Source organism: Yersinia aldovae ATCC 35236, from assembly GCF_000173735.1.
GTDB classification, from domain to species: Bacteria; Pseudomonadota; Gammaproteobacteria; order Enterobacterales; family Enterobacteriaceae; genus Yersinia; species Yersinia aldovae.
In genome coordinates, this window is sequence record NZ_ACCB01000005.1 from 55069 (window position 1) to 82065 (window position 26997).

The window sequence follows — 26997 nt, forward strand, 5'->3', positions numbered from 1 at the left end:
AAACCCTACAGCGAATGCGCTCAGTCTTTACCATATTTCCTTAGTTATTCATTGCTTATCTTTTCTTCCTATATCTTTTCTCATTAATAAGCTATTTCCTATCTTCGATACATCTCGCACTTATGCTGTTGTCGCTGCAATAACCTCAAACAGTTATCGATCCCTCTCTGAACTCTGGCTTATCACTCTGGCAACCTACGCCATTATTATCGAAAATCAGTTCATTCCGATGAGGTAAACGGATAGCAATGACGCAATCTGGTCGCAATGAAATGGATGGATGCCTATCGCTTTATCAATTGATCGTGTCGCTTCGGCTATTGTCATAGGTCTATTACCGCTAATTTTTCTCCACCGACTACCAGGGATAGCCATTATTGGTTCTCTGCTGCTGATAGGGGCTTTTTTATGGCTAAGCGGAAATATGTACTGCCAATGGTTAACACTCGTCATCATTAGCTTTCTCTGGGGCTGCTGGCATGGTCATCGCGTACTGACGCATGTAGAGGTATTAACTCAAGGAGAACAGCAGATAGTCGCGACAATAAAAAACGCATCTCTGGCGTGGAATAAGAGTCCTAAAGTGCTGCTAGATATTCAGTATGCCAATGGTAAGAGAGTGTTCCCTCCGCTAACGGTTACCGTTGGGCGGCCCCCGTTTCTTGACGAGGGGTGCGCCGGGCAACAATGGGCTATTAGCGTGAAAATGCGTGCGGTTCACAGTTTACTGAATGAAGGGGGTTTTGACAGTCAACGCTGGGCGATTGCAAATCACAATCCGCTGCAAGGGCGAATCATTAAGGGAGAATTACTGGATGCAAATTGTAATGCCCGGCAACGTGTGATTAGCATTGTCGAACAGCAACTACAAGGATACGCTCAACGGAACATTATGTTAGCTCTGGCGTTTGGCGAAAGAAGGCAACTGCCCAAGCCTGTCTGGGAAAACTTACGTTATACCGGCACTGCCCATTTAATGGCGATATCAGGGTTACATATAGCACTGGCCGCCTTATTTGGTGGAATGTTGGCTCGGTTCATTCAACTATTCTTGCCAGTCAGCTTGATCGGGCCACGGTTTCCAATCTTAGTCGGATGGCTGCTTGCCATGACCTATGTCTGGCTGGCAGGGGCCAACCCACCTGCAATCAGGGCTGCTATTGTTTTAACTCTGTGGTTGCTGCTGCGTCTGTTTGGGATTTCGTGTAGCGCCAGGCAAGTGTGGTTATGGGCCTTGGCGTTAATTTTAATTAGCGATCCTCTGGCCGTGCTCTCAGACAGTTTTTGGCTCTCCAGTCTGGCGGTATTTAGCCTGATATGCTGGTTTCATTGGGTACCGGTTGCACCACGCTTTACGCAGGGCTGGAATGGTGTTGTTGTGCGTTGGTTTCATTTGCAATCAGGCATGATGTTACTGTTGCTGCCACTCCAGATAGGTTTGTTTCATGGTGTCAGTCTATTGTCTATTCCGGCCAATCTGTGGGCGGTGCCAATCGTCTCACTGCTTACTGTGCCTTGTGTATTATTGGCTCTGGCCTTTACCTTGCTGCCTGCTGTTGCTGGCATATTCTGGCATATGGCAGATTTATCATTAACCGCCACACTATTTCCGCTCAATTATTTTAACATCGGCTGGGTGCCAACAGGGGCGGCATCAGTTGCTCTCAGCTATAGTGGCTGGCTGGCAATACTGATTTGGCGTTTTCAGTGGTGGCGCAATTATCCGCTTGGTGTAATGGTGCTTTGTATCAATATGGTGCTATTGAGTCAGCGGCGTGATGATTATCATTGGCGTGTTGATATGCTCGATATCGGGCATGGCCTGGCAGTGGTGATTGAGCGCGGGGGGAAGGCGATTATCTATGATACAGGTAATAGCTGGGACTCTGGCAGTATGGCGGCCAGTGTTATCCTGCCTTATCTGCATTGGCGTGGTATTACAGTGGAGCAGATAATTCTCAGCCATGACCATCGGGATCACACCGGGGGGTTGACAGATCTTCAGCTAGCTTTCCCTTGGGCAACTGTCCGAGCTCCTTTTGCATTAGAAGTTAATGGCTTATCGTGTCAAAAAGGAGATGAGTGGCAGTGGCAAGGTCTGAATTTCGAGGTTCTATGGCCTAAAAATCAGGTGGCTAACGCTAAAAATGATGACTCATGTGTCATTAGTATCAATGATGGAAAGTACAGTCTGTTATTGACTGGTGATCTTGAGGCTCATGGGGAGCGACAATTAGTGAAATATTCGCGCGCAAAGCTAGCTTCTACCGTCTTGCAAGTTCCCCATCACGGCAGTAACACCTCTTCAACGCCACTCTTTTTGCGCAGAGTAAAGCCAGAATTGGCACTATCTTCTGCTGCACGCTATAACCAATGGCATTTACCGGCTAAAAAAGTGATTGCACGTTATGAGAAAAATAGCATCATTTGGCGTGATACATCAGTGTCAGGTCAACTCACTGTTTATTTTTACAACGATAGTTGGCAAGTTAATGGGTATAGAGAACAATTAATGCCTCGTTGGTACCACCAGCAATTTGGCGTTGGAGGCCATAATGAGTAGAATGGGCCGCTATTTCTTCTGGTGCTGGTATTTGCATGATGAATGATAAAGATCTATCCACTTGGCAGACGTTTCGTCGCCTATGGCCAATGATCTCTCCTTACAAGACAGGTCTTGTTGTTGCAGCGATAGCATTAATCCTTAATGCTGCCAGTGACACCTTTATGCTGTCGTTACTTAAGCCTTTGTTAGACGATGGTTTTGGTAAAGCTAATAGCTCAATTTTAAAATGGATGCCCCTGGCTGTTATCGGGTTGATGATAGTTCGGGGAATAACCGGGTTTATCTCGAGTTACTGCATTTCATGGGTCTCAGGCAAAGTGGTCATGTACATCCGTCGTCGCTTATTCAGCCATATGATGGGAATGCCCGTATCCTTTTTTGATCAGCAATCGACCGGTACTCTGTTATCACGTATTACCTATGACTCTGAGCAGGTAGCTGCATCATCTTCTAGCGCATTGGTGACCGTAGTGCGGGAAGGGGCCTCCATCATTGGCCTGTTCATCATGATGTTTTATTACAGCTGGCAATTGTCGCTGATTTTAATCGTCATTGCGCCGATCGTTTCTGTTTCAATCCGTTTGGTTTCGAAACGTTTTCGCAATATCAGCAAAAATATGCAAAGTACTATGGGCGAAGTTACTACCAGTGCAGAGCAAATGCTGAAAGGCCATAAAGAAGTCTTGATCTTCGGCGGCCAGAAAGTTGAAACCGAGCGCTTTGATACCGTAAGTAATCGTATGCGTCAGCAGGGGATGAAGCTGGTTTCTGCTTCTTCTATTTCAGACCCCATCATCCAGTTGATCGCCTCTTTTGCTCTGGCATTTGTACTTTATGCTGCAAGCTTTCCAAGTGTGATGGAAACGCTGACCGCTGGCACAATCACCGTTGTGTTCTCAGCCATGATTGCATTAATGCGCCCGTTGAAGTCCTTAACCAATGTGAATGCGCAGTTCCAGCGCGGTATGGCCGCCTGTCAAACGCTGTTTGCCATACTGGATATGGAGCAGGAAAAAGACGAGGGCAAATTGGAAGTCGAGCGCGCTAAAGGTGAAATAGAATTCCGCCATGTCACCTTCTATTATCCTGGCAAGGATACCCCAGCGCTGAATGACATCAATATGCATATAGAAGCGGGTAAAACTGTGGCTTTAGTGGGGCGCTCAGGTTCAGGCAAATCGACTATCGCTAATCTGCTGACCCGTTTTTATGATGTCAGTGAAGGCAGTATCTTAATGGATGGTCATGATCTGCGTGATTACCGCTTAGGCGCTCTGCGTAATCAAGTGGCCTTGGTGTCGCAAAATGTTCATCTGTTCAATGATACAGTTGCAAATAATATCGCTTACGCTCGTGATGAGCAGTATAGCCGTGCCGAAATTGAAGAAGCGGCACGAATGGCGTATGCCATGGACTTTATCAATAAAATGGAGAATGGTCTGGATACGGTTATCGGTGAAAACGGAGTGATGCTATCCGGTGGGCAACGTCAGCGTATTGCCATCGCGCGCGCATTATTGCGAGATTGCCCAATCCTGATTCTGGATGAAGCCACTTCAGCGCTGGATACTGAATCTGAACGGGCAATTCAGGCGGCACTAGATGAGTTGCAGAAGAACCGTACATCCGTGGTTATTGCTCATCGTTTATCGACCATCGAAAAAGCAGATGAAATCTTAGTTATTGAAGATGGGCGTATCGTAGAACGAGGAGTTCATGCTGAGTTACTGGCACAGCATGGCGCTTATGCTCAACTTAATCGTATGCAGTTTGGCCAATGATTGAGCGTATTTGGTCCGGTCAATCGCGGCTGTATTTGCTATTGCTACCTTTTTCGTGGCTGTACGGCGCAGTTACTTGGTTTATCCGGGCCAGTTATCGCTTGGGGCTACGTACCACATGGCGTTCTCCCGTCCCGGTTATTGTTGTGGGCAACCTTACCGCTGGCGGTAATGGCAAAACGCCAGTCGCGGTTTGGTTGGTAGAGCAACTGCAACAGCGAGGCTATCGAGTTGGTGTGGTGTCGCGCGGCTATGGCGGGAAGTCGGATGCTTATCCATTGCTGCTTACCTGTGAGACATCAACAACACAGGCCGGTGACGAACCCGTTCTGATCTTTCAACGTACTAAAGCCCCAGTTGCGGTATCACCTAAACGTTCTGACGCTATCAAGGCATTATTGAAATCTAATGAAGTGGATTTCATCATCACCGATGACGGCTTACAGCATTATGCATTAGCGCGCGATTTTGAGTTGGTCGTCATCGATGGGGTTCGGCGTTTTGGCAATGGCTGGTGGCTACCTGCCGGGCCGATGCGTGAACGAGCGGGGCGATTGCGCTCAGTCGATGCGGTGATAACCAATGGTGGCATTGCGGCTACAGGCGAAATCCCCATGCAATTGGTGGCCCGTGATGCAGTGAATCTGCTAAGTGGTGAACGATTGCCTGTACAACAATTGCAACAAGTGGTTGCAATGGCTGGAATCGGTCATCCTCCGCGCTTTTTTGCCACGCTGGATATGTTGGGGATTGAACCTGAAAGTGAGTACACTTTTGCGGATCATCAAGATTACTCATTGGCGCAACTCCGCCCGCTGGCATCCGACGCGCAAGTTTTGTTGATGACAGAAAAAGATGCTGTTAAGTGTCGGACTTTTGCTCAACCTAACTGGTGGTATTTGCCGGTAGATGCGCAGTTACCGTGCGATCAGGCTGAGCAATTGTTATTAAAAATTAAAGCATTAGCTCCAACACCCGCCAGATAACACGGCTCTATAGACTCAATGGCGCTAACTTAAGGGCTGCGGCAGTGGTTATCAGTGAGCGCTGTTGCGTTTCAGCATAAAGCTGTAATTCATCAATGACCATCACACCAAGATCCCGTTGAAACGCCTGTTTACTCGATTGCCCGCTAAAATGGCTCTGTCCTTTATCGCCTAAATTTGACTGAAAAATCCCGGCAGCACTGACCGGCAAGAAATCCTCATAAACCAACGGTTCAAATTGGATAAATCCACTACAAATCAGTTCGTCTAACGTCATTTCTTGCATTAATTCAGTCTCTGCGCTCAAACCTTTCTTGGTGGGAAAGTAGCGGAAAAAGGCGAGTTGCTCTGAACGCATTACAGAGTAATCATCGGGGAACTGGCTAAACGTCTGGCTGAGGATTTCCATATAGTGCGCCGCATTTTTCTCATTCGCAGGAACCTGCAATTGATCTTGAGATGCCTGTAGCAAGCGGTCATACAAATCGCGACCTTTCGCGGTCAATGCCGCTCCCCGCTGCTCTATTTCGCCGAAACGTGCAGTGTGATGCCCCTGAATTATTTGCCCATGATCTGAAATAAATGCCACTTTTTCTTCCAATGCCTTAAAACTAGTTTGCCGTAATAATATCGGGCAGTGGCGTGGTGGTGGCCCTTCGATCACTGCTTTAGGGGAAATGTCATGTTTCGGCATGGCTACTTGCGCGGCATCAATATCTAAAGTTCTTGGCGTTAAGTGATTGATGTGGGGGCCTTTGAAAGCCACTACATCAGCAATTAAACGGTGTTGGTCGTGTAGCTGTTGGTAAACCGATGCACTGACTGTTGCCTGATTGTGCCAACGAAATGTTTCCAGTGACTGGGTGATGAAATCATCCGCTTCATGATGGGTCAGACCACCTGCGGTTTCATGTTGCATAATTAACTCAATGGCCCGTGGGGTGAAAATCGTTCTTTTGGCCAAGATATCGGCGGCCAGTTGGCGCAATTGCAATTGCTCAATCAGCTCCAGCCGTAGTAGAGAGGTAAAAATTCTAAATGGGCTGGTTTGAAGTGAGGCTTCATGCACTGCTCTGAATGCGGTGGAATGAACCGGTACTCCGGCGGGAGCCAGGTCATAGTAACCAACCGGAAACATGCCCATCACCGCAAACAAACGGCGCAGAGTTGCAAGCTCCGCTGCAGTTCCAACCCGAATGGCCCCGTGTCGCTCCATGCTCAGGCGGTCAATTTCCCCCGTTTGCTGCAAATGATGATTGAGCTGCGGTGATTGTTGTATCGCTTGCGTGTTTATAGCGTCAACCAACTGTAACAAGGTGCCATAGAGGGGGACTTCGGCCCGATACATATCCGACATGGCTTTAGAGAAGTGAGTTCGTATTTCATCAGGATGGACAAATGGTTGGTGGGTGATCATCGGATAGCTCCTTCATGCTTATTCAGTTTTTAGTCTAGATTGATATTGGCAATTAAGAAGGTAAGCAGTGGAGAATATTGGTTTTTTATGCGTGACATCTCATTGATGCTGCACATTGAGGTATTCCGCCGAATAAAATAGTTGCGTGGTGCGTTTTTTTATGAGTTAATAGCCGCCGGCCTGTAATACAGACCTATTTATGTGTAAGAGTGTACGAGAGTAATGCAAAGCAGTTCCTCCCAAGACGTTATCTTTTTGATGCCGCTTCAAAGACGAACCTCCTAGAATCTCCGATAGTAACTCCCATAAGTAATGTTCTGATGCAGCCCCGCTATTTCTAATAGCTTGAGTGCCTTATGGCAGATTTAATATTATTTGTAAGTTGTAGGTAAAGTTTATGTCTAAGAAGATGGGTCAAGTTAAATGGTTCAACGAAAGCAAAGGTTTTGGTTTTATTGAGCAGGCTGATGGCGGTAAAGATGTGTTTGTTCACTTCTCCGCAATCGCAACCGATGGTTTCAAAACGTTAGCTGAAGGCCAGCGTGTTGAATACACCATCCAGGACAGCCCGCGCGGGCCGGCTGCCGCAAACGTTGTTGCTCTGTAATTTAAGAGAAATAATGTTTAGATTATCCAGAAAAGTAATGGTGCCTTAGGGTTAATCATCTATTCGGATATCAAAAATTATAAAGCCCGCACTTATGCGGGTTTTTTCATACAATCAAGCTCATAGAGGTTTAATCAGAAAACTTTAGGATGGGCAACTGCATCTAAACAATAAATAAAAATGAGTTGTTAGGATGCCCAGTAAAAGGAAATTTATTATGACGTTAAAAATGGGTCGCGTGAAATGGTTCAACCAGTCAGAAGGTTACGGTTTCATTTCGCCACATGATGGTAGTTTGGATGTGTATGTCAGCAAGACAGCCATTGCTAACACCAAAAATAAATCACTGAGTGAAGGGCAGGACGTTGAATTTTCTACATATCGTAGCATTCATGGGCCGTCAGCAGCAGATGTGATCGCTTTTTAAGTAAGTGGTAAGATAATCGCTTATAAACTAACGGCTACCCAAGGGTAGCCGTTAGTTTTTTGCCTCTGTTCGACAAATTCGTTGCCGCCGGGCGATTGCGCAGGTGCTGCTATTTGTATTTTTGCGGCTTAGTTGCTGAAGTTAGCGAACAGCGCAATAATTTTATGAAATACTTTCATTTTTACTCAATAGTTTGATTAGTGTGATGTCAGTCACAAAATTCTACTCCTCGCTATTCAACATTTCAATAACAAAACCGACGATTTTACTTCTAATAAATAAGTTTATTTACTTATATAGATGCCCATCAACATTACTGTTTGTTATTGGTAGTTGATATGAATGGCGATGTCGCCACAGTTAACCTGCATCAGCGGATATGGTATCCTCGACCACTTTCCTGCTGGCTAAACTCCATTCTGGAGGATGTATGGACCACCGTTTACTCGAAATCGTTGCCTGCCCGGTCTGCAACGGCAAATTGTATTTCAACAAAGAAAATCTTGAGTTGGTGTGTAAAGCTGACAATCTGGCTTACCCGGTACGTGATGGTATTCCGGTATTGTTGGAGAATGAAGCCCGCCCACTGTCAATTGATGAGAAGCACGCATGAGTTTCATTGCTATAATTCCCGCCCGTTATGCTTCAACCCGCCTGCCAGGTAAACCGCTGGCTGATATTGCCGGTAAGCCGATGGTAGTGCATGTGATGAAACGAGCGCAGGAGTCAGGCGCTTCTCGGGTTATTGTGGCAACCGACCATCCAGATGTGGTGAAAGCGGTTGAAGAGGCTGGTGGTGAAGTGTGCCTGACGCGCGCCGATCATCAGTCCGGCACTGAGCGGTTGGCAGAAGTCATCGAACGCTACGGTTTTTCCGATGATGACATTATTGTCAATGTGCAAGGTGATGAGCCGTTGGTGCCACCGGTTATCATTCGCCAAGTGGCTGATAATCTGGCCGCTGTCAGTGCCGGTATGGCTACGTTGGCGGTGCCGATTGCAAGCAGCGAAGAGGCGTTTAACCCTAATGCCGTTAAGGTGGTGATTGACGCGCAGGGTTTTGCCCTCTATTTCTCTCGCGCGGCAATTCCGTGGGAAAGAGAGCGCTTCGCTCAGTCAAAAGAGGTTATTGGCGATTGCTTCCTACGACATATTGGTATTTATGCCTACCGTGCAGGGTTTATTCGCCGTTATGTTAATTGGGCACCAAGTAAACTTGAGCAAATCGAGCTGTTAGAGCAACTGCGTGTGTTGTGGTACGGTGAAAAGATTCACGTTGCTGTGGCGAAAGCCGTACCCGCAGTTGGCGTTGATACTCAAGAAGATTTAGACCGAGTTCGGGCCATTATGCTCAAAAAGTAGCAACATCTGATGGCTAAGCGTGATACGCCAGATCCTGCCGGGATCTGGCGTTGTCATTTTTACAGCCCAGCCCCTGTTTTCGTGATCGGCTTTATCATTCAGTTATTGATGATTGTTTGATTATTATTATGAATATTATTTGATCTACATTGTGGAAATCTCCAGCCTGCCATCCCATTATGATGAATCACTTTTGTTAAGCAACGGGACAGAGCCTTATGGAGCAGCTAAAAGCTGAGTTAAGTGTCGTGTTAGGGGAATCGGTGGCTCGTCTCGAACGTATCAGCGAGCAACCCTATGCCCACCTGTATGCGATGTATAACCCGCAGGGGCAGGCTATTCCGTTGTTGGCGAAAAGTTATGTCTGCCAGGGGATTGCGCAACAAGAGGCGTATAAGCTGTCGATGTTGGCGCGCGAGGGCGATATTCGCTTGCCGACGGTATATGGTTTGGTGATGACACATCAAGCACCATATAAAGAAATTCTGCTAATGGAACGCCTGCGTGGTGTTTCGGTGGAAGCACCCACTCGGACGGGGGATCGCTGGGATGCATTGATGGATCAGATAGTTGAAGGCGTGTTGGCATGGCACCGCATTGATAGTCATGGTTGTGTCGGTAATGTTGACAGTACACAAGAGAATGATTGGTTTAGTTGGTATCAGCAACGGGTTGAAGTGTTGTGGGCCACTTTGTCAAATATGAACTCGCCAGCCATGACACTGGAAGACCGTGCGGTGCTTTATCGTGCGAAGGCGGCATTAGGCCCACTTTTCGCCGGTTTTGACGACAGTTCGGTGCTGGTTCATGGTAATTTGACACTCCGTAGCATGTTAAAAGATGCCCGCAGTGATCAATTATTGGCGATGCTGAATCCCGGCCCGATGTTGTGGGCACCACGGGAGTATGATTTGTTCCGCCTTAGCGAAGAGGGCATGTCCAGCCAGTTATTCTATCGTTATCTCAATAAAGCGCCGGTATCTGAATCCTTTGTTGCTCGTCGATGGCTCTATAGCTTGTGGGAACTGGTCGCTCGTTTTATTCACACCGGTAGTTTGGATCGCGCTTCATTCGATAATGCTGCGCGGCAGCTTCTCCCCTGGTTAGACTAATATCCTTCATCTTTCAAGTTACAGGTGTATTGGCTACGCTCGTTACTCGGCCCATCCTTGGGCCTCACCTCTTAGAGGCCACTGCAAGCAGCGTTCAAATCAGTTCCTGACAGATTTGTCACCCGAATCACTTACCAGTGTAAGTTCATCGGGATGATATTCCTTGCCGCCTTCTTGCATCTCGAAATCTATTGGATATTGGGTTATGACAAAATTATTCATCATTTTTGTTGCCAGTTAACTTTTGCCACAGTAGCCCCAATGTCTCATACCAGGCGCGCTCGGTATGGACTAACCAGGTTGCGGCCGGAATAGTGCGCTCCCAGTTATGTAATGGGGTGGTAATAGCTAACTGATTGGCTGGGGCGGGAATAGGATGTAACCCCTTGGCGGTAAAAAACTTTATTGCACGATGCAGATGACTGGCTGATGTTACCAGCAAAAAAGGTTTATCACCCACCAAGGTTGCCACTGCCGCTGCTTCTTCCACAGTATCTTTAGGTTGTTCCAATGCAATAATATCCGCAGCCGGAACTCCCAGACTTTCTGCAACCAGGGCGGCTGTTTTCGCGCTACTTTGGCTGTTTGGCCCCGCACTGCCCGTAAAGACCATTTTCGCATTGGGATGGGCGCGATATAACCTGATGCCTTCGGTGACTCTGGGCAGGCTATTTGCGAATAAATTAGCACTGGGTGCCCAATTCGGATTAAACGTGTAGCCGCCGCCAAGCACAACAATGTAATCTACCGGGTCATTTCCCTGATAAGTGGCATAGTGTTTTTCCAGTGGCAATAGTAAGCGATCAGCGACAGGTTGCAGGCTTATAAGCAATAATGTCAGCCAACTCAATGCAAAAAGTGTTTTGCCACTCTTCTGCCAGCGGGTAAACCACAATAAGACGAGTGCCAGCCCCATGATGATAAGCAGCAAAGGCAGCGGCATTAATAAACCACCAACAAACTTTTTAAGGTAAAAAGCATAAAAACAGGTACCTTTTGGCTGAAAAAACGGCATTTAACGACGATTATCGGTCAAGAAGATTTATTCTAAGTCAGGCTGTGCCAAAATAGCAGGTTGGTAGAGGTTCTTTTTACTGTGACTATTGATTTGCAAGTTTCTATCAGGGCCGATAAATCCATAGTTATAGATACAATCGCGGAGCAGTTGTTCATGCAGGATCGCAATTTTGATGACATTGCTGAGAAGTTTTCCCGCAATATCTACGGTACGACCAAGGGGATGATTCGTCAGGCGGTCGTTTGGCAAGATATCACCGAGTTATTAGCGCGGTTGCCGCCGCGTCCGTTGCGCATTTTAGATGCCGGTGGCGGCGAGGGGCATATGGCGTGTCAATTGGCGGCATTAGGCCATCAGGTTCTATTATGTGATCTGTCGGCTGAGATGATCCAGCGTGCCCAAGCCGCTGCGTTGGAAAAAGGTGTGAGCCACAACATGCAATTTATACAAAGTGCGGCTCAAGACATCACTCAACATTTAGAACAGCCGGTTGATCTGATATTGTTCCATGCGGTTTTAGAATGGATTGCAGAGCCTCAACAGGTTCTGCAAATACTTTTTGATGCGTTAAATCCTGGTGGCGCGCTGTCATTGATGTTTTTCAATGCCAATGGGCTAGTGATGCGCAACGCAGTGTTAGGTAATTTTCAGTTAGCGCTTCCGGGCATGAAAAGGCGTCGGCAACGCTCACTGTCACCGCAGTACCCTTTAGACCCACCGACAGTATACGGTTGGCTTGAGCAAATGGGTTTATCCATTAGCGGTAAGACGGGAGTACGGGTGTTTCACGATTACATGAAAAATAAACAGCAACAAATTGATGAGTTTGCTGAATTATTGGCGTTGGAACAGCGCTATTGCCGGCAGGAGCCCTTTATCAGCTTGGGGCGCTACGTGCATGTGATGGCGTTTAAGCCGAATCTGAAGGACCCATTATGAGTGAATTTTCCCAGACAGTACCCGAACTGGTCGCCTGGGCGCGAAAGAATGATTTTTCGATTACTCTGCCAACGGATCGTCTGGCCTTCCTTTTGGCCATTGCTACTTTAAACGGTGAGCGGCTGGACGGCGAAATGAGCGAAGGAGAGTTGGTTGATGCATTTCGTCACGTCTGCAAAGGTTTTGAGCAAACCCACGAAACCGTGGCCGTGCGTGCCAATAATGCCATCAATGATATGGTGCGCCAGCGTTTACTGAACCGCTTTACCAGTGAAATGGCCGATGGTAATGCTATTTACCGTTTAACCCCATTGGGGATTGGTATCACTGATTACTATATCCGCCAGCGCGAATTCTCAACCCTGCGTCTATCCATGCAGTTATCGATTGTGGCACAAGAGTTGCAACGCGCGGCAGAAGCGGCAGAAGAGGGCGGCGATGAGTTCCACTGGCACCGCAATGTCTTTGCCCCGCTAAAGTACTCAGTTGCTGAAATATTCGACAGCATCGATATGACCCAGCGCCTGATGGATGAACAGCAACACAGTGTCAAAGAAGATATCGCTGCATTGCTAAATCAGGACTGGCGTGCCGCTATTGCCAGTTGTGAAATGCTGCTGTCAGAAACCTCCGGTACACTGCGCGAATTGCAAGATACGCTGGAAGCCGCAGGTGATAAACTTCAGGCGAATTTACTGCGAATTCAAGAAGCGACCATCGGTAATGCCGGGCTGGATCTGGTGGATAAGCTGGTGTTTGATTTACAAAGCAAACTTGACCGCATTATCAGTTGGGGCCAGCAAGCGATTGACCTGTGGATTGGCTATGACCGCCATGTACATAAATTTATCCGTACTGCAATTGATATGGATAAAAACCGCGTCTTCGCCCAACGCTTGCGCCAATCGGTGCAAAATTATTTTGATAACCCGTGGACCCTCACTCACGCCAATGCGGATCGCTTGCTGGATATGCGCGATGAAGAGTTGGCACTGCGCAGTGAGGAAGTTACGGGCGAACTGCCACCGGATCTTGAATTTGAAGAGTTTAACGAGATTCGTGAGCAGTTAGCCGCCATGATTGAACAGGCATTGTTGGTATATCAACAGCAAAAACTGCCGCTTAATCTGGGGGAAGTGATGCGCGATTACCTCGCGCAATATCCGCGTGCTCGTCATTTTGACGTGGCTCGTATCCTGGTCGACCAGGCAGTTCGCCTTGGTGTGGCCGAAGCCGATTTCTCAGGGTTGCCAGCCGAATGGCTCGCAATCAATGATTACGGAGCCAAGGTGCAGGCACATGTCATCAACAAATATTGAAGTAGTAATGCCGGTTAAACTGGCTCAGGCATTGGCCAACTCATTGTTTCCGGCACTGGACAGCCAACTGCGCGCCGGTCGCCATATCGGCATTGATGAGCTGGATAATCACGCCTTCTTGATGGATTTTCAGGAGCAGTTGGAAGAGTTCTATACCCGCTATAACGTGGAGTTGATCCGTGCTCCGGAAGGGTTCTTCTATCTGCGTCCACGTTCTACCACGCTTATTCCGCGCTCAGTGTTATCTGAGTTGGATATGATGGTGGGCAAAATTCTTTGTTATCTCTATCTCAGCCCGGAACGTCTGGCGCACGAAGGTATTTTTGCGCAGCACGAACTGTATGAAGAGCTGCTGAGTCTGGCCGATGAGAGCAAATTGCTGAAGTTTGTTAACCAGCGCTCAACCGGTTCGGATCTGGATAAGCAGAAGTTGCAGGAAAAAGTGCGAACGTCACTCAACCGGCTGCGTCGTTTAGGCATGGTTTACTTTATGGGCAATGACAGCAGCAAGTTTCGTATAACCGAGGCGGTATTCCGCTTTGGTGCAGATGTGCGCAGCGGTGACGACCCACGGGAAGCTCAATTACGCATGATCCGTGATGGCGAAGCTATGGCGGTGGAAAACAGTCTGTCACTCCATGATGAAAGTGATGAAACCGATGTCACTATGGGGAACGCAGCGGACAGTGCAGAGGATGAACAGGAATGATTGAACGCGGTAAATTTCGCTCGCTGACCTTGGTTAACTGGAATGGTTTCTTTGCCCGCACATTTGATCTTGATGAGTTGGTAACCACCTTATCTGGCGGTAACGGTGCCGGTAAATCCACCACCATGGCGGCTTTCGTCACAGCATTGATCCCTGATTTGACCTTGCTGCACTTTCGTAACACCACTGAAGCCGGGGCCACCAGTGGTTCCCGCGATAAAGGGCTACACGGTAAATTGCGCGCTGGAGTGTGTTATTCCACCCTCGATGTGGTCAACTCCCGCCACCAGCGGGTAGTGGTGGGTGTGCGTCTGCAACAAGTGGCAGGGCGTGATCGCAAAGTTGATATTAAGCCGTTCACCATTCAGGGCTTGCCAACCGCTATCCAGCCGACGCAGATCCTCACCGAAGTGGTGGGTGAGCGTCAGGCGCGGGTGCTCTCCTTACAAGAGCTGAAAGAGCGCGTAGAAGCGATGGAAGGGGTGCAGTTTAAGCAATTCAACTCGATCACCGACTACCACTCCCTGATGTTTGACTTGGGTGTCATTCCAAAGCGCCTACGTTCTTCCGCTGACCGCAGTAAGTTCTATCGCCTGATTGAAGCGTCACTGTATGGCGGTATTTCCAGCGCTATTACCCGATCTCTGCGCGATTATCTTCTGCCAGAAAACAGTGGTGTACGTAAAGCCTTCCAGGATATGGAAGCGGCATTGCGCGAGAACCGCATGACGCTTGAGGCTATCCGTGTTACGCAGTCTGACCGTGACTTGTTTAAACATTTGATCTCAGAGGCAACTTCCTATGTTGCTGCTGACTATATGCGCCATGCCAATGAGCGGCGCATTCATCTTGATGGCGCGCTGGTATTGCGCCGCGACTTGCTGACCAGCCGTAAACAGCTAGTGACCGAGCAATACCGCCATGTGGAAATGTCCCGCGAACTGGCAGAGCAAAGTGGTGCGGAATCGGATCTGGAAACCGATTACCAGGCGGCCAGTGACCACCTGAATCTGGTGCAAACCGCGATGCGCCAGCAGGAAAAAATCGAGCGCTATCAGGGTGATCTGGAAGAGCTGACGTACCGGTTGGAAGAGCAGAACGAAGTCGTTGCAGAGGCAAGTGATCAGCAGGCCGATAACCAAGCCCGTGCTGAAGCCGCTGAGTTGGAAGTGGATGAGCTAAAAAGTCAGTTAGCCGATTACCAGCAAGCGCTTGACGTGCAGCAAACCCGCGCAATTCAATACCAACAAGCGTTACAGGCGCTGGAACGTGCGCGCGCCTTGTGCCAACTGCCAGAGTTAACCGCAGATAACGCGGATGAATGGTTGGAAACCTTCCAGGCCAAAGAGCAGGAAGCCACGGAATCATTGTTGCAGCTAGAGCAAAAGTTGAGTGTTGCTGATGCCGCTCACAGCCAATTTGAGCAAGCATATCAGCTGGTGGTGGATATTGCCGGTCAGGTTAGCCGCAGTGAGGCTTGGCAAACGGCGCGTGAACTATTGCGTGACTGGCCATCGCAGCAACATCTGGCAGAGCGGGTGCAACCCTTACGTATGCGTTTGTCCGAGCTGGAACAGCGTTTGCGTGCTCAACAAGACGCGGAACGTCTGTTGCAGGAGTTCTGCAAGCGTCAGGGGCAAGCGTATCAACCTGAAGAGTTAGAAGCGCTACAGCGTGAGTTGGAATCAACGGTTGAAGAACTCTCGCTCAGCGTCAATGATGCCGGCGAGCGGCGCATGGAAATGCGTCAGGAACTGGAGCAAATTAAGCTCAAAATTCAGGAACTAACCGCCCGCGCCCCAGTGTGGTTGGCGGCACAAGATGCCCTGAGCCAACTGAGTGAGCAGAGCGGTGAAGCGCTGGAAGACAGCCGCCAGGTGACGGAGCACATGCAGCAGTTGCTGGAGCGTGAGCGCGAAACCACGGTCGAGCGTGATGAAGTGGCGGCAACCAAGCGTATCATTGATGCACAAATAGAACGGTTGAGCCAGCCAAGCGGTGCTGAAGATGCGCGCATGATTGCGTTGGCCGAACGTTTTGGTGGCGTGCTGCTCTCCGAGATTTATGACGATGTTACCATTGACGACGCGCCCTACTTCTCCGCACTGTATGGCCCGTCGCGTCACGGGATTGTGGTGCCGGACTTATCATTGGTGCGTGACCAACTGCAAGGGTTGGATGATTGTCCGGAAGACCTCTATCTCATCGAGGGGGATCCGCAGTCATTTGATGACAGCGTGTTTGCCGTCGAAGAACATGAAAAAGCGGTTGTGGTAAAAATCGCCGATCGTCAATGGCGCTATTCCCGCTATCCAGAAGTGCCACTGTTTGGCCGTGCCGCGCGTGACAAGCGGCTGGAGTCGTTGTATCAAGAGCGCGATAGTCTGGCTGAACGTTATGCGACTTTATCATTTGATGTGCAAAAAACGCAGCGCACACATCAAGCATTCAGCCGCTTTATTGGTTCTCATCTGGCGGTGGCATTTGACGCCGACCCTGAAGCTGAGATTCGGTTGCTGAATACTCGCCGTGGTGAGATTGAGCGCGGCCTGAATACGCATGAAGAAAAAAACCAGCAGCAGCGTCAGCAGTTCGAACAAGCCAAAGAGGGTATTTCGGCTCTTAACCGATTGATTCCACTTATTTCATTGTTACTTGACGATACGTTGACCGATCGTGTTGAAGAGATCACAGAAGAACTGACAGAAGCGCAAGAAGCCGCGCGTCATATTCAGAAACACGGTGCGTCCCTGGCTAAACTTGAACCCTTGTTGGCTGTCTTGCAAAGTGACCCGCAACAACACGAACAGTTGCAGGAAAATTATGTACAGGCACAAAACAGCCAGCGTCAGGCCAAGCAGCAAGCCTTTGCACTGACAGAAGTGGTGCAGCGCCGCGCGCATTTCAGCTATACCGATTCCGCTGGCATGTTAAATGAAAACGCAGATCTGAACGACAAACTGCGTCAGCGGCTGGAGCAGGCGGAAGCCGAACGTACCCGCGCCCGTGAACAGTTGCGCCAATACCAAACCCAGTTTACTCAGTACAGTCAGGTATTGGCTTCGCTGAAAAGCTCTTATGACGCCAAGCGCGACATGCTAAAAGAGCTGAGTCAGGAGTTGGTGGATATCGGTGTTCAGGCCGATGCAGATGCAGAAGCCCGTGCCAGAGCCAAACGTGATGAGCTGCATTCCGCATTGAGCACTAACCGTTCTCGCCGCAATCAGTTGGAAAAACAGCTGACGTTCTGTGAAGCGGAAATGGACAACCTTCAGAAGAAATTGCGCAAACTGGAACGTGATTATCACCAGATTCGCGAGCAAGTAGTCAATGCCAAAGCGGGTTGGTGCGCGGTGATGCGCATGGTGAAAGACAATGGCGTTGAGCGCCGTTTACACCGCCGTGAGCTGGCTTATATGGATGGCGACGAACTGCGCTCTATGTCGGATAAGGCGCTGGGGGCACTGCGTTTGGCGGTGGCTGATAACGAGCATCTGCGCGATATATTGCGTTTGTCTGAAGATCCAAAGCGCCCTGAACGTAAGATTCAGTTCTATATTGCGGTTTACCAGCACCTGCGTGAGCGTATCCGTCAAGATATTATCCGCACGGATGACCCGGTTGAAGCCATTGAACAGATGGAGATTGAACTGGGCCGTTTGACCGAAGAATTAACCGCTCGTGAGCAGAAACTGGCAATCAGTTCTAAAAGTGTGTCGAATATCATTCGTAAAACCATTCAGCGTGAGCAGAACCGTATCCGAATGCTGAATCAGGGCTTACAAGCGGTATCATTCGGCCAGGTGAAAAGTGTGCGATTGAACGTTAATGTGCGCGAAGCTCATGCCACCTTGCTTGACGTGCTATCTGAACAGCAAGAGCAGCATCAGGACTTGTTCAACAGCAACCGCCTGACCTTCTCTGAAGCACTGGCAAAACTGTACCAACGCCTCAATCCACAAATGGATATGGGGCAACGCCTGCCGCAGACTATCGGTGAAGAATTGCTCGATTATCGTAACTATCTGGAACTGGAAGTGGAAGTTTATCGCGGTTCAGACGGTTGGTTGCGGGCAGAGAGCGGGGCGTTGTCCACCGGTGAGGCCATTGGTACTGGTATGTCAATTCTGGTCATGGTGGTACAAAGTTGGGAGGAAGAGTCGCGGCGCTTGCGTGGCAAAGATATTTCGCCGTGCCGTTTGTTGTTCCTTGATGAGGCAGCGCGGCTGGATGCGAAATCCATCGCGACATTATTCGAACTGTGTGAACGGCTAGAAATGCAATTAATTATCGCCGCACCAGAAAATATCAGCCCGGAAAAAGGAACAACCTATAAGCTGGTGCGAAAAGTCTTCCAAAATCATGAGCATGTGCATGTGGTCGGCTTGCGTGGCTTTGCAAATGAAATACCGACGTTGCCACCGATACCTGCTGAGTTACAACCCGGCGGTTAATTATTAGCCAGCTACAACGTAATAATAATTAATCCCACTAAATGGTCGCTTACCCGCGGCCATTTTTATTTATGTCACCCCTGAGGGTTATATTTTATAACCACCAGAAATCTGTTAGCGTAGCGCGTAAGGTTAAATTTTTAGGTTTAATCATCAAAGGCCATTTCTATTCGTATAATTATAAAATCATTGAGAATCGCCCGCGTTGCTCAAATCAGTGATTCGGATAGATCAGTGATTTGGGCAATCAATTAGGTGCAGCCAATAGCGCTGCAACTTCATGGAAGAAGGATAACGACATACTATGACGTATTTTTTAGATAAGCATACCGGGGGCATAGCATGTCGATCAGAAAAACGAATCTAGCGCTGTACTGCACATTAATTTGTAGCATGATACCGGTATTTACCGCCTCCGCGACAGCGCCAGTCATGCCTGTAGATTCATCATCAGCGCTGCCAATGCAGGGGGCCACTTTGTCTGTGGCGCAGAGTCGTTCACAATTGCTGGCTGTTTTGCCGAAAAATATCGTGCCATTCTACTCTTCTGAGCTGGCATTACTGTATGGCGCGAACGCTATGCAACCAATGTGGCAAGATCATGTGGCAGTACAGCGTTTTCAGCAACAGTTAGCCGAAGTTGCGCTTTCCGGTATCCAACCGCAATTTATGCAATGGGTTAAATGGCTGAGTGACCCTGAAATCACCGGTATGGCACGCGATATCATTTTATCTGATGCCATGCTGGGTTATTTGCAGTTTGTCTCGGGTGTCGGTGCCAACGGCAGCATCTGGTTATACAGTAATGTGCCTTACAAAATGGCCATGCCACCAGTGACGATTTTAAATCGCTGGCAGCAAGCTGTACGTGAAGGTTCTACTGCCGCTTATCTGGCGTCGTTGGCTCCTCAGCATCCGCAATACGAAAAAATGCATCTGGCATTGAAACCGCTACTGGCCGATCGTCGGCCGTGGCCACTGATGTCTAATGGGCCAAGCCTACGTCCTGGCCAGTTAAGTGATGATATTCCCGCGCTGCGTGAAATTCTGGCCCGAAACGGTATGTTACAACCCGTGGTAGCAACACCGGTAAAAGCGCCGGAGGTTATCCCGGTTGATAATCCTGCGGTCGCTGCGGTTAACGATGACTTGTCGGTTGATGAAGAAAAAAGTCGTGCTCAGGCACACAGCCTGGTGGTTAGCCCGTCTGCGGCGCCGGTTACGGATGTGCCTGTGGCCAAAGGTATTGTCTCACCGTCCACCGCGCCTCTGATCACTACCACGCCTATTACCGATAATGTCTATACCCCAGAGTTGGTGGCGGCTGTTAAACGCTTCCAGCAATGGCAAGGGCTAACCGATGATGGCGTTATTGGTGTACGCACCCGTGAGTGGCTGAATGTCTCGCCACAAACGCGGGCAACATTATTAGCGCTGAATATTCAGCGGTTGCGCATTCTGCCGGGGCATGTTGATAACGGCATTATGGTTAATATTCCAAACTATTCGCTCAATTATTATAAAAATGGCACACAGGTGCTTTCATCTCGAGTGATTGTTGGCCGCCCAAGCCGCAAAACACCGCTGATGAGCAGTGCGTTGAATAATGTGGTGGTTAACCCGCCGTGGAACGTGCCGACCTCCCTGGTGCGTCAGGATATTGTGCCGAAAGCACGCTATGACTCAGGTTATTTTCAGCGACATGGCTATACTGTGTTATCCGGCTGGAGCAATGATGCCCAAGTGGTTGATCCTTCAATGATTGACTGGAGCATGATTTCACCGAACAACTTCCCTTATCGCCTGCGTCAGGCACCAGGTTCCAGCAATTCATTAGGGCGGTTCAAGTTCAATATGCCAAGCTCTGATGCCATCTATTTGCATGACACGCCGAATCATGGCTTGTTCCAGAAGGATATTCGCGCCCTCAGTTCAGGCTGTGTGCGGGTCAACAAGGCGTCAGATTTGGCCAATATGCTATTACAGGACGCTGGCTGGAATGATGCGCGGGTTTCGTCAACGCTAAAACAGGGTGATACCACCTACGTTAACATCCGTCAGCGTATTCCGGTGCAATTGTATTACCTGACCGCATGGGTGGCTGAAGACGGCAAACCGCAGTTTAGAACAGATATTTACAATTATGATAAGACGGTGAGATCGGGTGCACAAATCTCACATCAGGCCGAGCTTTTAATGCAATAAATGCAGTAAAACTCAATAACTAATGGTCTCAGTATCTGGTTGTCTTCAGCGTGCTCATTTATGGGGGCGCCATAACCTCAACTAAACTCACGGTGAATGCGGGTTGACTGATTTTCCGCAGGCGGTTATGGTTCGGGGCGGCACATATAAACCCCCAGTCATTGGAGTTGCAGTCAGGCAACAATCGGTTGATAAATCGGTCAGAGCCGAGTTTGAACCGCATTTATGTTAGCCCGCCGGACGCAAGGCGCATTAATCCCGATAAGCGCACGACGCTAAGTGATTCGGGTCAGACGGCTAACACCACTGTGGCTTCAAGTAAGAAGGGTTGAGTGCATATTTTTGACATTACTTGCCGGGTATTAACAGAGATCATGGATAAAATTGATAATTATCGCCGTAAATGGCTAACGTTAGGTGGGGTGGCGCTGGGGATGTCGCTGCTGCCAGGGCAAGCTTTCGCTACCCTTTCAACACCTCGCCCACGTATCTTGACCCTGAATAACCTCAATACAGGTGAGTCTATAAAAGCTGAGTTTTTTGATGGTCATGGCTATAACAAAGAAGAGCTTTCCCGCTTAAACCACCTTTTCCGCGATTATCGGGCCAATAAAGTAAAAAGTATCGATCCCCGCCTGTTTGACCAGTTATACCGTTTACAAGGGCTTCTTGGAACAACTAAACCGGTGCAGCTTATTTCAGGTTACCGTTCATTAGATACCAATAATGAATTGCGTGAACGTGGCCGCGGCGTTGCCAAACACAGTTTCCATACCCAAGGGCGGGCGATGGATTTCCATATTGAAGGCATCCAATTGAGTAACATCCGCAAGGCGGCATTAAAAATGCGCGCAGGCGGTGTAGGGTATTATCCTCGCAGTAATTTTGTACACATTGATACCGGGCCAACACGCACCTGGTAGCTCGCATATTCTATGCCAATGCTTTGAATGAGTTGCGTTGGGGTTGGAGCTTTATGAAATATCAAATTATTCCAGTGACGGCCTTCAGCCAGAACTGCACACTGATCTGGTGTGAGGCAACAGGGCAGGCAGCATTGGTCGATCCCGGTGGTGAAGCTGCCAAGATCATCGCTGAAGTTGCACGTCAGGGGGTTACCGTTAACCAGATTTTACTGACACATGGCCATTTAGATCATGTTGGTGCTGCCGCTGAGTTAGCGGCTCATTTTCAGATACCCATTTATGGCCCTGAAAAAGAAGATACTTTTTGGTTAGAAGGACTTCCGGCTCAAAGCCAAATGTTTGGGTTAACTGAGTGTGATGCATTCACCCCGACGCGTTGGCTGGAAGAGGGTGATAAAATCATCGTCGGTGATATTGAATTATCTGTTTTGCATTGCCCTGGACATACACCTGGACACATTGTTTTTATTGACCAAAAAGGCCGTTTGGCACTGGTTGGAGATGTTATCTTTAATGGGGGGGTCGGGCGCAGTGATTTCCCGCGAGGCGACCATCAACAGCTGATTACCTCCATTCGGACTAAATTATTGCCGCTTGGCGATGATATGACGTTCATTCCTGGTCATGGCCCGATGTCTACGATAGGCCACGAACGTCAGACCAATCCGTTTATACGAGAAGAGCCTGCTATTTGGTAATGGTAACCCGATAATATCAAGAGTAAAAAGGCACCCACAGGTGCCTTTTTGCGTTATATTTGATCAGGGATGAGATTTAAACGGGGATAAACCTAATAGACATATAAGACGTGACCTGACACATAGCAACGCTTTTTATTTACCCGGCATAATATGTTCATTGCCGTTTTGAGTTCGTGATTTACCGCGAGCGCCTTTCAATGGAATCCACTATGCCATTTCGTCGTTTCAGACTTAATAACTTCCTGTCCCGGCTAGGTTTTTCTTGCATGGTATTATCATTATTTCTGTTGTTGGGTGCGGTTGTTATTTATGCGCAAACAAAAGCCAATATGCACAAAGATGCTGAAGCCAAATTATTGCAGGGGCGGGAGCGCTTCGATCAGATATTTAACAACTTACAGCACGCGGCTATTCAGGTTGAAACGGGGTTAGGAAAACCCTGCTTACAAGTTGTTCAGAATTTGCGCGATCAAGTTGTCCTCATTCCCGATGTTCGGTCTGTCTCTTTAGCTAAGAATACCATCATTTATTGTTCTTCAATTTATGGGCCACTCGCTACACCATTAAATCTAAATACATTTGTTGATGGGCAACTAGCATTAATGTCAGGTAATGACGTCACGCCGGACCGCGCGTTAATGGTGTATCGGCATCAGCGTGGGGGCTATAGCGTACTGGTGGCTGTTGATGGTTATTATCTGCGTAGTATCCTTAATCTGTTAAGCGGTGATATCCAGTTACGCTTGATAGTAGGTAATAAATGGATGGATGCGGCTGGTGATGTCCACTATGGTCAACCGCCAAAAGGGAGTGAACCTTTATTACTGACATCAGGAAAGTTTGCATATTCATTAAGCACCGCACTTTCTAATCAGCAATATCTGGCTTACGCATGGCAATACACCCGCGGCAGCCTTATCTTCTTCATATTAATGAGTATTGGTTCAGCCGGATTGGTATTTTGGTTAGTCGGTCGCGCAGCTTCACCCACTCAGGTATTAAAACTGGCACTAGAGAACCACGAATTCATTCCTTATATGCAACCGATCGTGACAGGTAAAGAACAGTGCTGGATTGGTTGTGAAGTGCTAATGCGCTGGCAGCATCCTGGGCATGGTTTAATTCAACCGAATAAATTTATCCCGATGGCGGAGGATAGTGAACTCATTGTACCGATGACCAAGTCTATCATGCAGCAAGTGAGCGCGACTTTTGCACCTTACGTTAATCAGTTGCCCGAAGGCTTTCACTTTGGTTTTAATATCAGTGCCAATCATTGCCGTGATTTAAGTCTGGTGGATGATTGCCGTGATTTCATCCAGGCTTTTGGTGGTAATAAGATTACTATTACATTGGAATTGACCGAGCGGAAATTGATCGTTGCCGATGAAACTACGGATCGATTATTTGCTGAGCTTCAGGCGTTAGGTGTCTTTATTGCTATTGATGATTTTGGTACTGGTCATTCAAGCCTGACATATTTGCAGAAATTTAAGGTTGATTTTATAAAGATTGACCAGAGTTTTGTGGGAATGATTGGTTCAGACGCGTTATCGAGTCATATTGTGGGAAATGTGGTTGATTTGGCAACCCGATTAGGTTTGCAAACCATCGCCGAAGGCGTTGAGAACGAAACCCAAATGCGTTATTTGCAAGCCCATAACGTGGACTATCTGCAAGGTTATATGTATGGGCGGCCTATGCCAATGAGTGAATTTGCCAAACATATGTTTCACTAAATCTGTTTCAGTCGTCATTTCAAATCACCACTAAAATAAAAGGGTGCTCCAATGAGGCACCCTTTTACAATGGTTCACGGCGACTTAATCACCAAGTACAGCAACGATAGCTTCACACAAAGGTGCCATGTTATCTGGTGTCATACCTGCAACGTTAACCCGACCAGAGTTTACCGCATACACCGCAAACTCATTACGCAGGCGTAGCACTTGTTCTTTGGTCAAGCCACTGAACGAGAACATACCATTCTGGTTAATGATAAAGCTGAAATCTTGTTTCGCGCCTTTTTCCTGCAATGTATTAACAAACAGTTGACGCATACGTTGAATGCGCTGGCGCATATCGGTCAGTTCTTGTTCCCAGATGGCGCGCAGTGTGGTATCGCCCAAAATGGTCGCCACCACTGAAGCACCGTGGGCCGGCGGGTTGGAGTAGTTAGCACGGATAACGGCTTTTACCTGACTGAAGGCGATATCGGCAACGTCACTGTTCGCGGCAACAATGGTGCAAGCGCCAACGCGCTCATTATATAGACCAAAATTTTTCGAGTAAGAGCTACAAACGATCAGCTCCTGATGTTTGGCCGCGAAAATGCGCAAGCCCTGAGCATCTTCTTCCAGACCTTTAGCAAAGCCCTGATACGCAAAATCAAATAATGGCAACCAACCTTTAGCCACTGACAGTTCAGCCAGTTGGCTCCACTGCGCTTTTGTTGGGTCGATACCTGTTGGGTTGTGGCAGCAGCCGTGGAACAGCACTACATCGCCGGGTTGGGCCGCGGACAGACTATCGAGTAGGCCATCGAAGTCCAGTGCATGGCTCGTAGCATCATAATAATCATATTCGACCACTTCCAGACCGGCAGCGGCGAAGATGTTTTTATGGTTTGGCCAACTTGGGTTACTGACCCAGACACGTTTGGCGCTGGTTTGATGAGCGATAAAGTCAGCTGCGATACGTAATCCACCTGTGCCACCCGGTGTTTGAGCGGTACGCGCACGCTTATTGGCGATAATCGCGCTGTTGGCACCAAACAACAGATCTTGTGTACAACGGGCGAAATCCGGCAGGCCATCAATACCCAGATAGTTTTTGGTGGCTTCATTTTCCAGTAAATACTGTTCAGCTTTCTTCACGCTGGTCAGCACTGGCGTTTTACCGGTTTCGTCTTTGTAGACACCGATCCCCAGATTGATTTTATTAAGGCGGTCATCCGCGCGGAAAATATCGGTCAGGCCCAGAATAGGGTCCGCAGGTGCAGCAGTGATTTTTTCAAACATGTCAGAGGCTTCCATGGCTTAGCGTTAAGCAAACAGAACCATCAGGGTAGCGCCAGTTGCGGTCTTTGCCAACCGTTTGCGACAAAAAGAAATGAATGTTGTGAGGCGAGGAGATTCAGGGTGAAAAATCGGCAAAATAGGCCAATAAGCAGGGTAATATCCACTTTTTAGCCAGGGATAAAAACAAAAAGACAGTGCCGAAGCCCTGCCTTTTTTAAACTTATGTCAGCAGATAAACCGCTTGATTAAGTTTGACTTAGAACTGGTATACCAAGCCCAAGCCAACAACGTCGTCTGTGTTCAGACTGTTAGCACGAGTGAAGGTATCTTCGTCCAGCAAGTTGATTTTGTAATCAACATAAGCGGTCATGTTTTTGTTGAATGCGTAGTAAGAACCTACAGACACATATTTCAACAGATCATGATCTTCGCCGTTAGCGGTAGTAGTACCAGTGCCGTTCAGGTCCTTACCTTTAGACTGGACGTAGCCCAGGGATGGACGCAGACCGAAATCGAACTGGTATTGCGCAGTGATTTCAATATCTTGGGTTTTGTTAGCAATGGAAGTAGAAGCGTCGCCGTATGGCGTGGTGTTCAGTGCTTCAGCATACATTACAGCCAGGTATACGTTGTTAGCGTCGTATTTAGCACCAACGTTCCATGCCTGAGCTTTGTCGCCAGAAGCGGAGCTGAAGCGTTTTTGCTGGTCAGTACGGTTTGAAGAAGAGAAACCAGCACCGAAGTTCACGCCGTAACCGATATCATAAGTAGAAGAGATACCGAAACCGTCGCCATTCTGCTCTTTCAGGTTGCTGTAAGAAGTTACAACACCAGTTGTTGGATTAGTGGTAACACCATTACGACCATCGTCGTTTTTGCCTTGGTATTGCAGGGCAAAGTTCAGGCCATCAACCAGACCGAAGAAGTTGGTGTTACGATAAGTAGCCAAGCCAGTAGAACGGCCAGTCATGAAGTTATCGGAGTTAGACAGAGAGTCGCCACCGAACACTGGCAGCATGTCGGTCCATGCGTTAACGTCATAGATTACGCCGTAGTTACGGCCGTAGTCCAATGAACCGAACTGATCAAATTTCAGACCCGCGAAGCCCAGACGAGTTTTGTTGCCTTTGTCGCCTTGAGATTCAGCGTTGTTAGCCTGAACGTTGTATTCCCACTGGCCGTAACCGGTCAGTTGGCTAGTAATTTGGGTTTCACCTTTGAAGCCGAAACGAACATAAGTTTCGTCGCCGTCTTGACCCGCGTTGTCAGAGAACTGGTGACGCGCGTCAACTTTACCGTACAGGTCAAGTTTGTTGCCGTCTTTGTTATAGATTTCTGCTGCATTAGCTGCGCCAGCAACTAACAATGCTGGGATTACTACTGCAAGAATATTGCGCTTCATCATTATTATTACCCTCATTGGTGTTATTCGGACACCTGCCACTGCC

General features: G+C 48.3%; 20 protein-coding genes. 16 read left to right on the top strand and 4 right to left on the bottom strand.

The features are described from left to right. The first annotated feature begins 280 nt into the window (after positions 1-280). Genes YALDO0001_RS03710 through lpxK form a run of 3 tightly spaced genes read left to right on the top strand, consistent with a single transcriptional unit; the run spans position 281 to position 5333 of the window. On the top strand, positions 281-2563 hold the full coding sequence (locus YALDO0001_RS03710; protein WP_004700018.1) for a ComEC family protein: 2283 nt from the start codon (positions 281-283) through the stop codon (positions 2561-2563). Positions 2564-2598: 35 nt separating this feature from the next. Beyond that, on the top strand, positions 2599-4347 hold the full coding sequence (msbA, locus tag YALDO0001_RS03715) for a lipid A ABC transporter ATP-binding protein/permease MsbA (RefSeq protein WP_004700021.1): 1749 nt from the start codon (positions 2599-2601) through the stop codon (positions 4345-4347). Beyond that, a complete protein-coding gene (lpxK, locus tag YALDO0001_RS03720) occupies positions 4344-5333 on the top strand; it encodes a tetraacyldisaccharide 4'-kinase (RefSeq protein WP_042839365.1) in 990 nt (329 codons plus the stop codon). Before msbA ends, lpxK begins: the two co-directional genes overlap by 4 nt. Before the next feature lie 7 nt (positions 5334-5340). On the opposite strand, the gene hglS is transcribed toward lpxK, so the two are convergent. After that, positions 5341-6747 carry a 2-oxoadipate dioxygenase/decarboxylase HglS gene (gene hglS / locus YALDO0001_RS03725; RefSeq protein ID WP_042839385.1) on the bottom strand — a complete coding sequence of 469 codons (1407 nt, stop codon included), beginning with the start codon at positions 6745-6747 and terminating at the stop codon, positions 5341-5343. 400 nt (positions 6748-7147) lie between these two features. Between hglS and cspE the strand changes: the two genes are divergently transcribed. The 5 genes from cspE (at position 7148) to YALDO0001_RS03750 (ending at position 10258) form a co-directional block, all read left to right on the top strand. Beyond that, positions 7148-7357 carry a transcription antiterminator/RNA stability regulator CspE gene (gene cspE / locus YALDO0001_RS03730; RefSeq protein ID WP_042546283.1) on the top strand — a complete coding sequence of 70 codons (210 nt, stop codon included), beginning with the start codon at positions 7148-7150 and terminating at the stop codon, positions 7355-7357. Between the two features lie 217 nt (positions 7358-7574). Beyond that, entirely contained in the window at positions 7575-7784 is a 210-nt protein-coding gene (locus YALDO0001_RS03735) for a cold-shock protein (RefSeq protein WP_005159937.1), read from the top strand. Positions 7785-8214: 430 nt separating this feature from the next. Further along, positions 8215-8397, top strand: coding sequence for a Trm112 family protein (locus YALDO0001_RS03740; protein WP_004700032.1), 183 nt, complete (start codon positions 8215-8217; stop codon positions 8395-8397). Next, positions 8394-9146 (top strand): 3-deoxy-manno-octulosonate cytidylyltransferase, encoded by a 753-nt coding sequence (gene kdsB / locus YALDO0001_RS03745; RefSeq protein WP_042546282.1) that lies wholly within the window; start codon positions 8394-8396, stop codon positions 9144-9146. Before YALDO0001_RS03740 ends, kdsB begins: the two co-directional genes overlap by 4 nt. 218 nt (positions 9147-9364) lie before the next feature. Next, complete coding sequence (locus YALDO0001_RS03750) at positions 9365-10258, top strand: YcbJ family phosphotransferase (protein WP_004700035.1); 894 nt, start codon at positions 9365-9367, stop codon at positions 10256-10258. A gap of 214 nt (positions 10259-10472) precedes the next feature. Here the strand turns inward: YALDO0001_RS03750 and elyC are convergent, their stop codons facing one another. Continuing rightward, the gene (gene elyC, locus YALDO0001_RS03755) at positions 10473-11273 is read right to left on the bottom strand and encodes an envelope biogenesis factor ElyC (RefSeq protein WP_004700037.1); all 801 of its coding nucleotides are present in this window, start codon (positions 11271-11273) and stop codon (positions 10473-10475) included. A 156-nt stretch (positions 11274-11429) separates the two neighbouring features. On the opposite strand from elyC, the gene cmoM reads away from it, so the two are divergent. From cmoM to YALDO0001_RS03795, 8 genes are all read left to right on the top strand, one after another. Beyond that, positions 11430-12215, top strand: coding sequence for a tRNA uridine 5-oxyacetic acid(34) methyltransferase CmoM (gene cmoM, locus YALDO0001_RS03760; protein WP_004700039.1), 786 nt, complete (start codon positions 11430-11432; stop codon positions 12213-12215). Next, on the top strand, positions 12212-13534 hold the full coding sequence (mukF, locus tag YALDO0001_RS03765; RefSeq protein WP_042546278.1) for a chromosome partition protein MukF: 1323 nt from the start codon (positions 12212-12214) through the stop codon (positions 13532-13534). Before cmoM ends, mukF begins: the two co-directional genes overlap by 4 nt. After that, positions 13515-14243 carry a chromosome partition protein MukE gene (gene mukE, locus YALDO0001_RS03770; protein ID WP_042546277.1) on the top strand — a complete coding sequence of 243 codons (729 nt, stop codon included), beginning with the start codon at positions 13515-13517 and terminating at the stop codon, positions 14241-14243. The genes mukF and mukE overlap by 20 nt, the downstream gene beginning before the upstream one ends. Further along, on the top strand, positions 14240-18697 hold the full coding sequence (gene mukB / locus YALDO0001_RS03775) for a chromosome partition protein MukB (RefSeq protein ID WP_042839366.1): 4458 nt from the start codon (positions 14240-14242) through the stop codon (positions 18695-18697). Before mukE ends, mukB begins: the two co-directional genes overlap by 4 nt. A 342-nt stretch (positions 18698-19039) precedes the next feature. Continuing rightward, on the top strand, positions 19040-20902 hold the full coding sequence (gene ldtD / locus YALDO0001_RS03780; RefSeq protein ID WP_042839367.1) for a L,D-transpeptidase: 1863 nt from the start codon (positions 19040-19042) through the stop codon (positions 20900-20902). A gap of 374 nt (positions 20903-21276) precedes the next feature. After that, positions 21277-21825 carry a peptidoglycan L,D-endopeptidase MepK gene (gene mepK / locus YALDO0001_RS03785; protein WP_042839387.1) on the top strand — a complete coding sequence of 183 codons (549 nt, stop codon included), beginning with the start codon at positions 21277-21279 and terminating at the stop codon, positions 21823-21825. A 53-nt stretch (positions 21826-21878) separates the two neighbouring features. Then, positions 21879-22526 carry an MBL fold metallo-hydrolase gene (locus tag YALDO0001_RS03790; protein WP_042839368.1) on the top strand — a complete coding sequence of 216 codons (648 nt, stop codon included), beginning with the start codon at positions 21879-21881 and terminating at the stop codon, positions 22524-22526. A gap of 212 nt (positions 22527-22738) precedes the next feature. Continuing rightward, complete coding sequence (locus tag YALDO0001_RS03795; protein WP_042839369.1) at positions 22739-24268, top strand: EAL domain-containing protein; 1530 nt, start codon at positions 22739-22741, stop codon at positions 24266-24268. 84 nt (positions 24269-24352) lie between these two features. Here YALDO0001_RS03795 and YALDO0001_RS03800 read toward each other — a convergent pair whose 3' ends face one another. Beyond that, positions 24353-25549, bottom strand: coding sequence for an amino acid aminotransferase (locus YALDO0001_RS03800; protein ID WP_042839370.1), 1197 nt, complete (start codon positions 25547-25549; stop codon positions 24353-24355). 256 nt (positions 25550-25805) lie between these two features. Continuing rightward, the gene (ompF, locus tag YALDO0001_RS03805; protein WP_169310397.1) at positions 25806-26951 is read right to left on the bottom strand and encodes a porin OmpF; all 1146 of its coding nucleotides are present in this window, start codon (positions 26949-26951) and stop codon (positions 25806-25808) included. Positions 26952-26997 lie beyond the last annotated feature (46 nt).